At 64.9% G+C, this 13,798-nt stretch carries 13 protein-coding genes; 5 read left to right on the forward strand and 8 right to left on the reverse strand.

Annotated elements, in window-relative coordinates:
- Positions 1–71 precede the first annotated feature (71 nt).
- From GA645_RS21095 to GA645_RS21110, 4 genes are all read left to right on the forward strand, one after another.
- Positions 72–518: a low molecular weight protein-tyrosine-phosphatase gene (locus tag GA645_RS21095; RefSeq protein ID WP_152225078.1), complete on the forward strand. Its 447-nt coding sequence runs from the start codon at positions 72–74 to the stop codon at positions 516–518.
- Positions 519–739: 221 nt separating this feature from the next.
- Positions 740–1,900: a glycosyltransferase gene (locus GA645_RS21100; protein WP_152225080.1), complete on the forward strand. Its 1,161-nt coding sequence runs from the start codon at positions 740–742 to the stop codon at positions 1,898–1,900.
- Positions 1,901–1,997: 97 nt separating this feature from the next.
- A complete protein-coding gene (locus GA645_RS21105) occupies positions 1,998–3,017 on the forward strand; it encodes an NAD(P)-dependent oxidoreductase (RefSeq protein ID WP_152225082.1) in 1,020 nt (339 codons plus the stop codon).
- 271 nt (positions 3,018–3,288) lie between these two features.
- Positions 3,289–3,966: a DUF4197 domain-containing protein gene (locus GA645_RS21110; protein ID WP_152225084.1), complete on the forward strand. Its 678-nt coding sequence runs from the start codon at positions 3,289–3,291 to the stop codon at positions 3,964–3,966.
- Between the two features lie 186 nt (positions 3,967–4,152).
- Here GA645_RS21110 and GA645_RS21115 read toward each other — a convergent pair whose 3' ends face one another.
- Positions 4,153–7,221, reverse strand: coding sequence for an efflux RND transporter permease subunit (locus tag GA645_RS21115; protein WP_152225086.1), 3,069 nt, complete (start codon positions 7,219–7,221; stop codon positions 4,153–4,155).
- 6 nt (positions 7,222–7,227) lie between these two features.
- On the reverse strand, positions 7,228–8,331 hold the full coding sequence (locus GA645_RS21120; protein ID WP_152225088.1) for an efflux RND transporter periplasmic adaptor subunit: 1,104 nt from the start codon (positions 8,329–8,331) through the stop codon (positions 7,228–7,230).
- Between the two features lie 96 nt (positions 8,332–8,427).
- Here GA645_RS21120 and GA645_RS21125 point away from each other — a divergent pair, with 96 nt between their 5' ends.
- Positions 8,428–9,060, forward strand: a complete 633-nt coding sequence (locus tag GA645_RS21125; RefSeq protein WP_152225090.1) for a TetR/AcrR family transcriptional regulator — start codon at positions 8,428–8,430, stop codon at positions 9,058–9,060.
- A gap of 108 nt (positions 9,061–9,168) precedes the next feature.
- Here the strand turns inward: GA645_RS21125 and GA645_RS21130 are convergent, their stop codons facing one another.
- The 6 genes from GA645_RS21130 to adk all read right to left on the reverse strand — a co-directional run bounded on the left by GA645_RS21130 (position 9,169) and on the right by adk (position 13,653).
- Complete coding sequence (locus tag GA645_RS21130) at positions 9,169–9,951, reverse strand: class I SAM-dependent methyltransferase (protein ID WP_152225092.1); 783 nt, start codon at positions 9,949–9,951, stop codon at positions 9,169–9,171.
- Between the two features lie 80 nt (positions 9,952–10,031).
- Positions 10,032–10,874 carry an oxaloacetate decarboxylase gene (locus GA645_RS21135; RefSeq protein WP_152225094.1) on the reverse strand — a complete coding sequence of 281 codons (843 nt, stop codon included), beginning with the start codon at positions 10,872–10,874 and terminating at the stop codon, positions 10,032–10,034.
- A gap of 75 nt (positions 10,875–10,949) precedes the next feature.
- Positions 10,950–11,807 (reverse strand): DUF72 domain-containing protein, encoded by an 858-nt coding sequence (locus GA645_RS21140; protein ID WP_152225096.1) that lies wholly within the window; start codon positions 11,805–11,807, stop codon positions 10,950–10,952.
- 4 nt (positions 11,808–11,811) lie between these two features.
- A complete protein-coding gene (locus GA645_RS21145) occupies positions 11,812–12,159 on the reverse strand; it encodes a hypothetical protein (protein ID WP_152225098.1) in 348 nt (115 codons plus the stop codon).
- 68 nt (positions 12,160–12,227) lie between these two features.
- Entirely contained in the window at positions 12,228–12,902 is a 675-nt protein-coding gene (gene tsaB / locus GA645_RS21150) for a tRNA (adenosine(37)-N6)-threonylcarbamoyltransferase complex dimerization subunit type 1 TsaB (protein WP_152225100.1), read from the reverse strand.
- A 103-nt stretch (positions 12,903–13,005) separates the two neighbouring features.
- A complete protein-coding gene (gene adk / locus GA645_RS21155; RefSeq protein WP_152225102.1) occupies positions 13,006–13,653 on the reverse strand; it encodes an adenylate kinase in 648 nt (215 codons plus the stop codon).
- Positions 13,654–13,798: the final 145 nt, after the last annotated feature.

Consider the following 13,798-nt stretch of genomic DNA (forward strand, 5'->3'; position numbering starts at 1 on the left):
CTTGACGCCTGCGCATCGCGGCCGATAGATTTCTGGCGGTCAATCCATCGGTCGCGGTCAGGAACGTTCTCGTGATCAACAGGATTCTTGTCGTCTGCACCGGCAACATCTGCCGTAGCCCCACCGCCGCACATCTGCTGCGCGAGGCCTTGCTGGGCTGCGACATCGCCATCGGCTCCGCCGGACTCGGTGCGCTGATCGGCCAACCTATCGACGGCGCCGCACTGGCGACCCTCGAATGCCACGGCCACCGCCCGCAACTCCACCGCGCACGCCAACTCACCGCCGAGCTGGCCCAGGAGGCCGACCTGATCCTGACCATGGAGCAGGGCCAGGTCCAGGGCGTGATCCAACGCATCCCAGAGGTACGCGGCAAAATCTTCCTGCTCGGCAAGTGGCAGGGCGAGCTGGAGATCCCCGATCCCTACCGCCAGGGGCCGGAAGCCTTCGAGCACAGCTACGGCTTGATCGAGCGCGCCGTGGCAAGCTGGGCGGGCCGACTACTGCTGCGCCGATAAGCGGACCGCCGACGAGCGAGGCATCCGGTCTTCAACTCGCGCCGGGAAAAAGGGCTACGCTGAGGTTCTGCACGACCATATTCCGCTGTTTGGTCTCTCCTGGTAGTCGCTCAACGGACTCGGAGCCCGCCTCAGCCTATGAAGACTCTTCACATCACCGATACCTTTCGGCGACGGCTTCCCCGTTCAAACATAACCTCTTCAATCAAGAGGTCCGCCTGATGAAAGTCGCGATAATCCACTATTGGTGGCTGAGCAATCGTGGTGGTGAGGCTGTCTGCTCCGCTATCGCAGAACTCTATCCCGATGCAGACATCTTCATTCACGTCTGCGATGAGCAGGTCGTACGCCAGGCACTGCCTGGAAACTTCCGGGGAAATATATACAACACATTCATTTCGAAACTTCCAAAGGCCCGCAAGCACTATCAGAAGTACTTACCCTTCATGCCACTGGCGCTCGAGCAGCTCGATCTCACCCAATATGACCTGATCATCAGCAGCGAATCGGGCCCTGCCAAGGGAGTCATTACACGCCCGGATGCCGTGCACATCTGTTATTGCCACTCCCCGATGCGCTATGTGTGGGACATGTACCATGAGTACCTCGCCGGCGCGGGACGTTTCGTTCGCACGCTTTTCCCCGTCATTGCCCATTGGCTCCGGGTCTGGGACAGGCTCTCGGCGGATCGAGTCGACTACTTCATCGCCAACTCGACCTTCGTCGCCTCGCGCATCCGCAAGTTCTACCGACGCGAATCAGAAATCATCTATCCCCCCGTCAACGTCTCGGACTTCAATCCGCGACTGGAGCGTGGCGACTTCTATCTATGCCTGGGACAACTGGTCGCTTACAAGCGCGCCGACATGGCGGTTGAAGCCTTCAACAGACTCGGACTCCCCCTGGTTGTGGTCGGCGAAGGTGAATTGTTCGAGTCGCTGAAGAAGATTGCCGCTCCGAACATCAAGTTGATGGGGCGTCAGCCTTTTTCAGTCATCCAGGATCTCTTGCAGCGCTGCCGTGGCCTGATTTTCCCGGGGATCGAAGACTTCGGCATCGTCCCGGTCGAAGCCATGGCGGCAGGCGCCCCCGTGTTGGCCTATGGCAAAGGCGGTGCCCTGGACACCGTCATTCATGGCCAGACTGGCATCCTGTTTCAGGAGCAGAGTGTCGATGCGTTGATGGCGGCAGTGGGTCAGCTTGAGCGCGGCGAGTTCGACTTCTCGCCGGCGGAAATGCATCTGCATGCGCAGCGGTTCGCCAAGCCCGTATTCCAGCAGCGCATCAAGGCATTCGTTGACCAAGCACTGGCCATTACCCATGCGCCCTCGACAGAAAAGCATGAAGCCAATTCATCTCAAGAGGCCAGACACCACTCTTGAGGACGACGACGGGGCCATTCCCGTCGTCATGACTGGTGACCGCCCGCCGTCCAGCAGTTGATGGCTCACTTCAATACTCACCTATTGCAGGTCCACTATGCGCTGCGCTGTCATCTTCGGAGGCTCCGGATTCATTGGCGTTTTCTTCGCCAGGCACCTGCTTTCGACGGGGGCCTTTGACAAGGTGTACCTGTTCGACAAAGAGCAGGTCTCCGACAAGCCTTTCCCCTACCGGACGAAGCTGGTGCGAGAGTCGGCCGGCATCGTCGAGATTCCCGGCGACGTTCGCCAGCCCATCGACTGGGCGCCCATGGAGCCGGTTTCAATCATTGCCAATTTCGCGGCCGTGCATCGCGAACCCGGACATGACGACTTCGAGTATTACGAAACCAACCTCCAAGGCGCCCAGCACGTCTGCGCCTGGGCCGAGCACGTGAGTTGCAACGAAATCATCTTCACCAGCTCCATCTCTCCCTACGGACCGAGTGAAGAACAGAAAGATGAGCGCTCGCTGCCAGTGCCCATGACCGCCTATGGCGGATCGAAGCTGGTGGCGGAGAAGATGCACCTGGCCTGGCTTGCCGCGGACCAGGACAATCGGCATCTGGTGATCGTTCGACCCGGCGTCGTGTTCGGTCCTGGCGAGGGTGGCAACGTCTCCCGCTTGATCAAGGCAGTGTTGCGCCGTTACTTCTTCTACATGGGCAATCGCGATACCCGCAAAGCCGGCACCTACGTGAAGGAGCTGTGCAACGCCATGTGGTGGATGCTCGAACGGCAGAAAGCCCAGGGAGAGCACTTCTCACTGTTCAACATGTCGATGAATCCCGGCCCATCGATCCAGGACTATGTCGACACCGTCTGCCAGGTGGCCGGAGTAAAACGGCGCGTGCCGGAGATCCCTTTTCCCGTCCTGCTTTGCACAGCCCACTGCATAGACCTGATCGCTCGTCCGTTGGGCATTCGCCACCCCTTCAGTCCGGTCCGCATCCGCAAGCTGGTGCGCTCCAACAATATCCATCCCGCTCGCCTCGTCGAACTGGGCTATCCCTATCAGTTCGACTTGAAGTCGGCGTTCAGCGACTGGAAATCCGCCGCACCCGAGGAGTGGCGCTGATGACCTCGACGCCAGTCCATAGCGCTTGACGACAGCGCCTCTGAAGAGGGAACCAACCTTGCCCAGGTCGGTCCGATAGACTGGCCCGGGAGTTGGCGCGGCCGGCGCTGGGAGCAAGCCCGCACGGGCCGCAGCACGTGCACATCGACCCAATGCGCTGATTCACCGCGCCACCGGGTTTTCCCCAACGGCCTTCGTCCGTTAATCTCCCCGCCTCATTCTCCACCTCGACGGCCACAACGGCCGCCGAGCTTCGTTCAAGGAAGTCTCGATGTTGCGAATTCCCGCTCTGCTGGTCGGCGCCCTGCTCTCGGTCAACGCCTTCGCCCTGTCCCTCTCCGACCTCAGCCAGAACGACGCCTCCACCGGCCTGAAGGATGCTCTGACCCAGGGTGCGCAGGTAGCCGTGAAACAGCTCAGCCAGCCCGGCGGTTTCAGCAATGACCCGCAGGTGCGCATCGAGCTGCCCGGCAAGCTGGGCAAGGCCGCCAAGACCATGAAGCAGTTCGGCATGGGCGCCCAGGTCGACCAGCTGGAAGCGAGCATGAACAAGGCCGCCGAGGCCGCCATGCCGCAGGCCCAGGCCCTGCTGGTGGACGCGGTGAAGAAGATGACCGTGACCGACGCCAAGGGCATCCTCCAGGGGGGCGACCATTCCGCCACCGACTACCTGAACCGCAGCAGCCGCGAGCAACTGCGCGCCAAGTTCCTGCCGATCGTCAAGCAGGCCACCGACCAGGTCGGCGTGGCCAAGCAGTACAACGCCTTCGCCAGCCAGGCCGCAGCCTTCGGCGTGGTCGACGCGAAAAGCGCCAACGTCGAGAACTACGTGACCGAGCAAGCGCTGGACGGCCTGTTCAAGGTCATCGCCGAGCAGGAGAAGAACATCCGCCAGAACCCGACCGCCGCGGCCACCGGGATGGCCAAGAAGGTGTTCGGGGTGCTCTGAGCCTCTCGCAGAAAGACAAAAGAAAAAGCCCGGCATCTGCCGGGCTTTTTTGTATGGCACGAATCACGACTTGCAAGAGCGGGACTGTAGGATGGGTGGAGCCCAGGCGATACCCATGCTGCCGGCGCCACAATTGATGGGTATCGCTGCGCTCCACGCCATCCTACGAGATCAGTACCGCGACTATCAGGCTTCCTTCTTCACCCTGAACCACGCCGCATACAGCGCCGGCAGGAACAGCAGGGTCAGCGCCGTGGCGACGATCAGGCCGCCCATGATCGCCACCGCCATCGGGCCGAAGAACACGCTGCGCGACAGCGGGATCATCGCCAGCACCGCCGCCAGCGCGGTCAGCACGATGGGGCGGAAGCGCCGCACCGTGGCCTCGATGATCGCGTGCCAGGTATCCAGGCCGTGGGCACGGTCCTGCTCGATCTGGTCCACCAGGATCACCGAGTTGCGCATGATCATACCGGCCAGCGCGATGGTGCCGAGCATCGCCACGAAGCCGAAGGGCTTCTGGAAGATCAGCAGGAACAGGGTCACGCCGATCAGCCCCAGCGGTGCGGTGAGGAACACCATGATCATCCGCGAGAAGCTGCGCAGCTGGAGCATCAGCAGGCTGAGCACTACCACGATGAACAACGGGATACCGGCGTTCACCGAGTTCTGCCCCTTGGCCGAATCCTCCACCGTGCCACCGACGTCCAGCAGGTAGCCGTCGGGCAGCTCCGCGCGAATCGGGTCCAGGGTCGGCGAGATCTGCTTCACCAGGGTGGCCGGCAGCGAGTCGTCGTAGATGTCGGCGCGCACGGTCACGGTGGGCAAGCGGTTGCGCCGCCAGATGATGCCTTCCTCGAAGCCGTACTCCAGGGTCGCCACCTGCGACAGCGCCACGCTGTGCCCGCTGCTGGTCTGCATCGACAGGCTCGGCAGCTGCGACAGGTCATGCCGTTCGCGCTCGTCGCCGCGCAGGAGGATTTCGATCAGCTCGTTGTCCTCGCGGTAGAAGCTCACCGTGGAGCCGGTCAGCGAACTCTGCAGGAACTGCGAGATATCCGCCGTGCTCACCCCGAGGGCGCGGGCGCGCTCCTGGTCGATGTCGAGGAACACCGCCTTGCTCGGCTCCTCCCAGTCCAGATGCACGTTCACCACGTGGGGGTTCTCGCGCATCTTGTCGGCGACCTTGCGCGCCAGCGCGCGGACTTCCGGGATGTGCTCGCCGGAAACGCGGAACTGCACCGGGTAGCCCACCGGCGGGCCGTTCTCCAGGCGGCTGATGCGGGTGCGCAGCGTGGGGAAATCCTCGTTCATGTGCTTGATCAGCCACTGGCGGATTTCCTCGCGGGTCTCCAGGTTCTTCGCCAGCACCACGAACTGAGCGAAGCTCGCCGCCGGCAGTTGCTGGTCCAACGGCAGGTAGAAGCGCGGCGAGCCGGTGCCGACATAGGCCACGTAGTTGTCGATGCCCGGATGCTCGGCAAGCATCTTCTCCAGGCGGTTGACCTGTTCGGTGGTGGCGGTGAGCGAATCGCCCTCGGCCAGCTTCAGGTCCACCAGCAGCTCCAGGCGCGCCGACGGCGGGAAGAACTGCTGCGGCACCAGGCGGAACAGCATGATCGAGCCGACGAAGGCGGCCACGGTGAGCAGGATCACCGTCTTGCGGTAACGCACGCACCACTCCACCACGCGGCGAAAGCGCTGGTAGAAGGCGGTCGAATACGGGTCGTGCCCCTTGTCGGTGCCTCCGTGCTTTTCCGCGTAGCGCTTGGCCAGGTCCGGCAGCAGCTTCTCGCCCAGGTAGGGCACGAACACCACGGCGGCGACCCAGGACACCAGCAGCGCGATGGTCACCACCTGGAACAGTGAGCGGGTGTACTCGCCGGTGCCCGACTGCGCGGTGGCGATCGGCAGGAAGCCGGCGGCGGTCACCAGGGTGCCGGTGAGCATCGGGAAGGCCGTGCTGGTCCAGGCGTAACTGGCCGCCTTGAGGCGGTCGTAGCCCTGCTCCATCTTCACCGCCATCATCTCCACGGCGATGATCGCATCGTCCACCAGCAGGCCCAGCGCCAGCACCAGCGCGCCAAGGGAAATCTTGTGCAGGCCGATGCCGAAGTAGTACATGCAGGCGAAGGTCATCGCCAGCACCAGCGGGATCGACAGCGCCACCACCAGGCCGGTGCGCAGGCCGAGTGAGAAGAAGCTCACCAGCAGCACGATGATCAGCGCCTCGGCCAGCACACGGACGAACTCGCCCACGCCCTCGCGCACCGCCGCGGGCTGATCGGACACCTTGCGCAGCTCCATGCCCGCCGGCAGGGTCTGCTGCAGATGCGCGAACTCGTCGTCCAGCGCCTTGCCCAGCACCAGGATGTCGCCGCCGTCCTTCATGGCCACGGCGATGCCGATGGCGTCCTCGCCCATGAAGCGCATGCGCGGCGCGGGCGGGTCGTTGAAGCCCCGGTGCACCTCGGCCACGTCGCCGATGCGGAAGGTGCGGTCGCCGACGCGGATGGGGAAGGCACGGATGTCCTCCACCGAATCGAAGCGGCCGGAAACGCGCAATTGCACGCGATCGGTGGTGGTCTCGAAGAAGCCGGTGGCGGTCACCGCGTTCTGTTCTTCCAGCGCCTTCTGCACTGCCGCCAGCGGCAGGCCGAGGGTGGCGAGCTTGGTGTTGGACAGGTCGATCCAGATCTTCTCGTCCTGCAGGCCGACCAGCTCGACCTTGCCGACGTCCTTGATCCGCTGCAGCCGCAGTTGCAGGCGGTCGGCATAGTCCTTGAGCACCGCGTAGTCGAAGCCCTTGCCCGACAGCGCGTAGATATTGCCGAAGGTCGTGCCGAACTCGTCATTGAAGAACGGCCCCTGGATGCCCTGCGGCAGGGTGTAGCGGATGTCGTTGACCTTCTTGCGGATCTGGTACCAGAGCTCGGGGACATCGCGGGAGCGGAAGTCCTCGCGGGCGATGAACGTGACCTGGGATTCGCCGGGGCGGGAGAAGGAAATGATGCGGTCGTAGTCGCCGGTCTCCATCAGCTTCTTTTCGATGCGCTCGGTCACCTGGCGCGAGACTTCCTCGGCGGTCGCGCCCGGCCAGTTGGTCTTCACCACCATGGCCTTGAAGGTGAACGGCGGGTCCTCGCTCTGCCCCAGCTTGGTGTACGACAGCGCACCGACGATGCCCAGCAGCAGCATGAGGAACAGGACGATCTGACGGTTCTGCAACGCCCAGGCGGAAAGGTTGAATTGCATCGGGCGTTACTCCTTCGCCACCAGCTTGACCGAGCGGTTTTCCCGATCGACCGGCCGTACCTCCTGCCCTTCACGCAATACCTGCACACCCGCGGCTACCACCCAGTCGTCACTGCTCAGCCCTTCGAGCACCGGCACGCGGTCCTCGGCGAAGGGGCCGATGCGCACCGGACGGCGGTGCAGGGTGGAATTCTTCGGATCGACCACCCAGACGAACGGCTTGCCGCCCTCGGCGGTCACCGCCGCCAGCGGTACCGCCAGGGGTACCTTGCCGGCGGCCTGGATGTAGACCCGCGCACTCTGGCCCAGCTCGGCGGGCACCTTGACGTCATCGAAGGCGACCCGCGCGGCGAAGGTGCGCGACTGCGGATCGGCGGCCGGCGACAGCTCACGGATCTTGCCGCTGAAGCGCTTGTCGCGCTGCGACCAGAGTTCAACGCTCACCGCCTCGCCAATGCGGAAGCGGTCGATGGCATGTTCGGGGAAGCTGATCAGCACTTCGCGGTCACCGTCGGCGGCGAGAGTGAAGACGGTCTGCCCGGCGGCGACCACCTGCCCCACTTCCACCCGGCGGGTGGCGATCACGCCGTCCTGGGGCGCGCGCAGCACCGCATAGTCCGCCTGGTTGCGGGCCACGTCGTACTCGGCGCGAATCTGCTTCACCCGCGCCTCGCCGGCGCGGTAGGTGTTCTCGATGTTGTCGAACTGCGACTGGCTGACCAACTGGCGTTCGAGCAGCGTCTTGTAGCGGGCGTATTCGGAACGGACGGTCTGCAGGTTGGCCTCGGCGGCGGCCACCTGGGCGCGCGTGGCTTCGAGCTGCAGGCGGACGTCTTCCGGATCGAGCTCCGCCAGCGGCTGGTCCTTCTTCACGCGCTCGCCCACCTCGACCAGTCGTCGGCTGACCTTGCCGCCGATGCGGAAGGCCAGCTCCGGCTCATGCCGGGCATGTACCTCGCCGGGATAGGCTTCGGTAACATCCCGGGCCGGCAGCGGCTGCACCACCATCGCCGGGCGTACCGCCGGCTTGGGCGGCTCGCCGGAACCGCAGGCGACCAGGGACAGGGAAAGGACGGCAGGAAGCGCGACAGACAGAGCATGGCGGAACATGATGTGTGACCTTTCGCAAAGCGCGGTTGAATTCTTATACTCCCCGGTATAGTAAAAATACAGAACCCACCAGTCCAGTATTAGAAATGTAAAATCATGTCACTCTCGACTCCCTCCAATGGGCCGGGTCGCCCCAAGGACCCCGCCAAACGCAAGGCCATCCTCGAAGCGGCGAAGGACCTGTTCATTCGCTTCGGCTATGACGGCAGCAGCATGGAAGCCATCGCCGCCGAGGCTGGCGTCTCGAAACTCACCGTCTACAGCCACTTCACCGACAAGGAGACGCTGTTCGTCGAAGCGGTGCAGGCCAAGTGCGCCGAGCGCATGCCCGAGCTGTTCGCCGAGCCGCCGGCCGACGAGCCGTTCGAAAGTCTGTTGCTGGCCCTGGCGCGCGGGTTCAACCAGCTGATCAACAGCCCCGAGGCGATCTCCCTCAGCCGGCTGATGGTGGCCCAGGGCGCGGGGAACCCGCACCTGTCGCAACTCTTCTTCGAGGCCGGCCCGCAACGCGTGCTGGACCAGATGGAGCGCCTGCTGGAGCTGGCGCGCCAGCAGGGCAAATTGCAGATGGACTGCCCGCGCCGGGCGGCCGAGCACTTCCTGATGCTGGTACAGGGCTGCGTGCACTTCCGCCTGCTGATCGGCTGCGAAACGGCGCCCACGGAAGCGGAAGCCGAGGCCCATGTGCAGGAAGTGGTGGCGTTGTTCCTCAGGGCGTTCCAACCCTGAAGCAACCGTTACCGGCTGATCGCGGGCATGGCCCGCTCCTACAATTGTTTTGGCGTATCCCCGTAGGAGCGGGCCATGCCCGCGAAACGCGCCGACAGGTGCGCAGGGTCAGCCCTTCAGGCTTTTCAGCGGATAGATGTCATAGCGGCTGGACTTGCCTTCGAGGCTGTAGCTCGGCTTCTGCCCCTCGATGATCGGCGCCTTGCGCGGGCGCTTGACCACCACCCGGTGGCTGGCCAGTTTCAACGCCGCTTCCAGCAGCGCCGGGGCATCCAGGTCGTCGCCCACCAGCGGGCGGAACAGGCGCATTTCCTTCTTCACCAGGGCGCTCTTGTCGCGGTGCGGGAACATCGGGTCGAGGTAGATCACCTGCGGTGCCTCCCCTTCCCACGCGGCCATGCGCTCGATGGCGTTGCCCTGCAACAGACGCATGCGCGCAACGATGGCGCCGACCTCGTAATCCCCCGCCGCACGAGCCAGCCCGTCCTCAAGCAACGCAGCGATGATCGGCTGGCGCTCGGTCAGATCCATCTCGCAACCCAGGGTCGCCAGCACGAAGGCGTCTTTGCCCAGCCCAGCGGTGGCGTCCAGCACATGGGGACGCACACCCTGCTGGATGCCCACCGCCTTGGCGATCATCTGCCCGGCCCCGCCACCGAACTGCCGGCGATGGGCGGTGGCGCCTTCGAGGAAGTCCACCCGCACCGGGCCAGGCGAGTCCGGCCCCAGTTGCAGCAGCTGCAACCCGTCATCGCCCAGTTGCAGGGCAAAGTCCGCATCACCCTCGCCCATCGGCAGCCCGAGCCGCTGCGCCCACTGCTCGGCGGCGGCCTGCCAGGCGGGCGCCAGCGCCTGGACGACGAAGCGCGGCGGGGTGAGAGTCTCGGTCATGACGGGCGATCCTGGAAAAAACCGCGATTCTAGCGCAGCGCGCCGCCCTCCGGCCTTAACGGCGTATCGGTGACGACAGCTCAGCCGCGGAACAACTGGTTGATCCGGTCGAACGGCATCGCCCTGCCCATCAGCGTCAGGTCGCCCTTGGCCAGCGCTTCGGCCGCGCTGAAGAAGGCGCCGAAAGCTACCCGCGCCAGGTTGGAGCCAACGCTCACGCGCTTGACGCCCAGCTCTGCCAGCTCCTCCAGATTCAACTGCAGCGCCTGTGAGCCCACCAGTACGTTGACCGGCCTTGGCGCCACCGCGCTGACCACTGCTGCGATCTCTTCCCTGGTCTTGAGGCCCGGCGCATAGAGCACATCGGCGCCAGCCTCGGCGAAGGCCACCAGTCGGCGAATGGTGTCATCCAGATCGTAGCGCCCATGCAGCAGGTTTTCCGCCCGCGCCGCCAGGGTGAAGGGGAACGGCAGCGCTCGGGCGGCCTGAACGGCGGCGCTGACCCGCTCCACGGCCAGTTCCAATGGGTAGATCGGCGTATCCGGGCGCCCCGTGGCGTCCTCGATGGAGCCACCGACCAAGCCACAGGCAGCGGCGAGGCGGATGGTTTCGGCGCAAGCCTCCGGTTCGTCGCCATAGCCGTTTTCCAGGTCGGCGGCCACCGGAAGCGGTGTGGCCTCGATGATCGCCCGTGCATTGGCCAGCGCTTCCTCGCGGCTCACAGCACCCTCGGCATCGGGCCGGCCGAGGGTGAAGGCCAGCCCCGCGCTGGTGCTGGCGAGCGCTTCGAAGCCCAGGTGGGCGAGCATCTTCGCCGAGCCGGCATCCCAGGGGTTGGGCAGAACGAACAGGCCATCGCGCTGGTGCAGCGCCCGGAACGCTTCGCCGCGCTGTTGTTGGGTGCTTTCGTGCTGGGAAGGCATGGCTATCTCCTTGCCGATCAGGGGAAGGAGCAGGTTAGTCCCGTCGCCGCCGGCATGCCATGCACAGTCGGCCGCTCAGAGCAGGCCGAGCTGTTCCACTTCCGGCTTGGGCGCCGCCAGTGCAGGCAGGCCCGGCAGACGTTCGCGCAGCAGGGCATGGAAGCGCTGCGCCTGCTCGGCCGCGCGGTGGTTGTCCGGGGTATGCAGGAAAACGTGGGGCGTCAGGCCTTGCTCGATCCACTCGACAACCTTGCCCACCCAGGGCCCGAGGTAGGTCGCGTTGGCATCCAGATCGGGGCCGCCGATGAAGCGCACCTGGGGACTGTCGCTGAAGGCTGCCGGACGCACCGGCACCTTCGGTTTCTTCGACTGCGCATGCAGCACGGCGGGGTCGTCCGAGCGGCAGGCGAACAGCGCGCGCGAGTCCAGGCAGATGCGTTCGACGCCACGGTCCAGCAGCAACCGGTTAAGCGCCCGCTCCTCCTCGCCCTTGGCGAAGAACGCCGGGTGCCGCACCTCCACCGCCAGCCGGCGTTCGGCAAAAGCGTCCAGCCAGGCCGCCAGCTCACCGAGGCGATCCGGACCGAAGCTTGCGGACACCTGCAGCCACAGCGGCGCAACCCGCTCGCCCAGCGGCGCCAGCAGGTCGAGGAAGTCCTGGGTATTTTCCAGCTGTCCGCGCAGGTCGCCTTCGTGACTGATGTCGCGGGGCAGCTTGGCGCAGAAGTGGAAGTTCGCCGGCATGGTCTGCGCCCAGCGCTTCAGGGTGTCGGCATTGGGCCGCGCATAGAAGGTGGTATTGCCTTCCACCGCGTTGAACACCTGGGAATAGAAACCGAGGGTCTCGGCGGCGCGCAGGTCGCCGGGATAGAAGCTGCCGCGCCAGGCCGGCTCGTTCCACGAGGGACAGCCCAGGTAATACGGCAAGCTCATGGAATCAGGCGTAGAGGTCGAGACCCAGGACTTCCTGGCCCTCGTACTGGCCGCCCATGCTGGCGGTGCTGGCGTAGCTGGCTAGCGCCTGGGCGGCTCGGGAACTCAGGGGGCGCTGGTACTCGAGGTTATCGCGCAGGGTAGCCGGCACGCTGTAGCTGCTGGCGCTGCCGGCCTCGACACGGCGGGCCTGCGGCTGCTGCTCGAAGCCCTGGCTGGCCGAGGTGGGCGCGGGCCGCTCGCGGCGCGACTCGACGTCGCGCTGCACTTCCCGATAGGGCATGACCGCAGTGCCCGTGCGGGCAGTGCGCTCAGGCGCCTGGGAGGTGGAAACGAGACCGTCGATACGCATTTCGTGGAAACTCGGAGGGGATACCAATCACTCTAACGAGGGCCCTGGGCCTTGGCAATTGGCATGGATCAGGCCTTCTTGGGGGTCGCCACGTTGTCGCGCAGATAAACCGGTTGGGCCTGCTCTGCGTCAACGGCGTCGCCGCGCGCCCAGGCGAATTCGGCCAGGGTCAGCAGGTCTTCGGCATGGGGAAGCAGGCTGGCGTCGCGACCGGCGACCTTCACTGCCAGGCGCTCCTCGAAGCCCCAGCCGGTGCCGGAGCCGAACCATTCACCCTGGGCATCGCGCGGCAGCTCCACACGCTCCGGCGGCAGCACCGCTTCGGCGCCGGCCAGACGCATCTCGCCCTGCTCCTCGCGGTAGCAACCCCAGTACACCTCGTCCATGCGCGCGTCGATCGCCGCGGCCACCTGCGTAGCGCCCTGCTCGCGGTGAGCACGCTGGGCGAGCACCGCCAGGTCGGAAATCGGCAGCACCGGTTTCTGCAGCGCGAAGGCCAGGCCCTGGACCACGCCGATGGCGATACGCACGCCGGTGAAGGCGCCGGGGCCGCGACCGAAGGCGATGGCATCCACGGCGGCCAGTTCGATACCGGCTTCGCCGAGGATGTCCTGCACCATTGGCAGCAGGCGCTGGGCGTGCAGGCGCGGGATCACCTCATGGCGAACAAACCGGCGGCCGTCATGCAGCAGGGCGACGGAACAGGCTTCAGTCGAGGTATCCAGGGCCAGCAGCGTGGGCATGGTGTTTTCCATAGGACGTTAAAAAACAGGGCGATGAAAAAGGGCAGGCATTATAAACGCCAAAGGCCCGCATTGTGCGGGCCTTTGGCATTGCGCGGGGCAATCAGCTCAGAGCGGCGAGCACCTTGGCGGTGATCTGCTCCACCGAGCCGACACCTTCGACGCAGGTGTACTTCGGGGTGCCTTCGACGGCGGCCAGCTTCTGGTAGAAATCGACCAGCGGCTTGGTCTGCGAATGGTAGACCGACAGGCGGTGACGCACGGTTTCTTCCTTGTCGTCTTCGCGCTGCAGCAGGTCTTCGCCGGTCACGTCATCCTTGCCTTCCACCTTCGGCGGATTGTGCTGGATGTGGTAGACGCGGCCGGAGGCTGCGTGTACGCGGCGACCAGCCATGCGGCCGACGATTTCCTCGTCGTCCACGGCGATCTCGACCACGTTGTCGATGGTGACACCGGCTTCCTTCATGGCTTCAGCCTGGGGAATGGTGCGCGGGAAACCGTCGAACAGGAAACCCTTGGCGCAGTCGGGTTGAGCGATGCGCTCTTTCACCAGGTTGATGATCAGGTCATCGGAGACCAGACCGCCGGCGTCCATCACGCTCTTGGCCTTCAGGCCCAGTTCGGTGCCCGCCTTGACCGCCGCACGCAGCATGTCGCCGGTGGAGATCTGCGGAATGCCGAACTTCTCAGTGATGAAGCGAGCCTGGGTACCTTTGCCGGCACCGGGCGCCCCGAGCAGAATCACACGCATCGATATGCTCCTTAATACTTGTTAAGCGAAATCACGGATCCGCCTCTTGGGGCCAATCTCATCATGCTTTTTATGGCGCAGATGCGCGCCGAAAGGTTGCCAACGATACACAGCGGCCCCCCACCATACAAGCCGCCCTCGGCGA

Source organism: Pseudomonas sp. SCB32 (genome assembly GCF_009189165.1).
Taxonomy (GTDB): domain Bacteria; phylum Pseudomonadota; class Gammaproteobacteria; order Pseudomonadales; family Pseudomonadaceae; genus Pseudomonas.

Bases quoted from the DNA above. Each gene is read 5' to 3' on its own strand.
- GA645_RS21125 (WP_152225090.1), top strand. From the start codon at position 8,428: ATGTCACTCTCGACTCCCTCCAATGGGCCGGGTCGCCCCAAGGACCCC.
- GA645_RS21100 (WP_152225080.1), top strand. From the start codon at position 740: ATGAAAGTCGCGATAATCCACTATTGGTGGCTGAGCAATCGTGGTGGT.
- GA645_RS21120 (WP_152225088.1), bottom strand. From the start codon at position 8,331: ATGTTCCGCCATGCTCTGTCTGTCGCGCTTCCTGCCGTCCTTTCCCTG.
- adk (WP_152225102.1), bottom strand. From the start codon at position 13,653: ATGCGTGTGATTCTGCTCGGGGCGCCCGGTGCCGGCAAAGGTACCCAG.
- tsaB (WP_152225100.1), bottom strand. From the start codon at position 12,902: ATGCCCACGCTGCTGGCCCTGGATACCTCGACTGAAGCCTGTTCCGTC.
- GA645_RS21135 (WP_152225094.1), bottom strand. From the start codon at position 10,874: ATGCCTTCCCAGCACGAAAGCACCCAACAACAGCGCGGCGAAGCGTTC.
- GA645_RS21130 (WP_152225092.1), bottom strand. From the start codon at position 9,951: ATGACCGAGACTCTCACCCCGCCGCGCTTCGTCGTCCAGGCGCTGGCG.
- GA645_RS21105 (WP_152225082.1), top strand. From the start codon at position 1,998: ATGCGCTGCGCTGTCATCTTCGGAGGCTCCGGATTCATTGGCGTTTTC.
- GA645_RS21110 (WP_152225084.1), top strand. From the start codon at position 3,289: ATGTTGCGAATTCCCGCTCTGCTGGTCGGCGCCCTGCTCTCGGTCAAC.
- GA645_RS21145 (WP_152225098.1), bottom strand. From the start codon at position 12,159: ATGCGTATCGACGGTCTCGTTTCCACCTCCCAGGCGCCTGAGCGCACT.
- GA645_RS21115 (WP_152225086.1), bottom strand. From the start codon at position 7,221: ATGCAATTCAACCTTTCCGCCTGGGCGTTGCAGAACCGTCAGATCGTC.
- GA645_RS21140 (WP_152225096.1), bottom strand. From the start codon at position 11,807: ATGAGCTTGCCGTATTACCTGGGCTGTCCCTCGTGGAACGAGCCGGCC.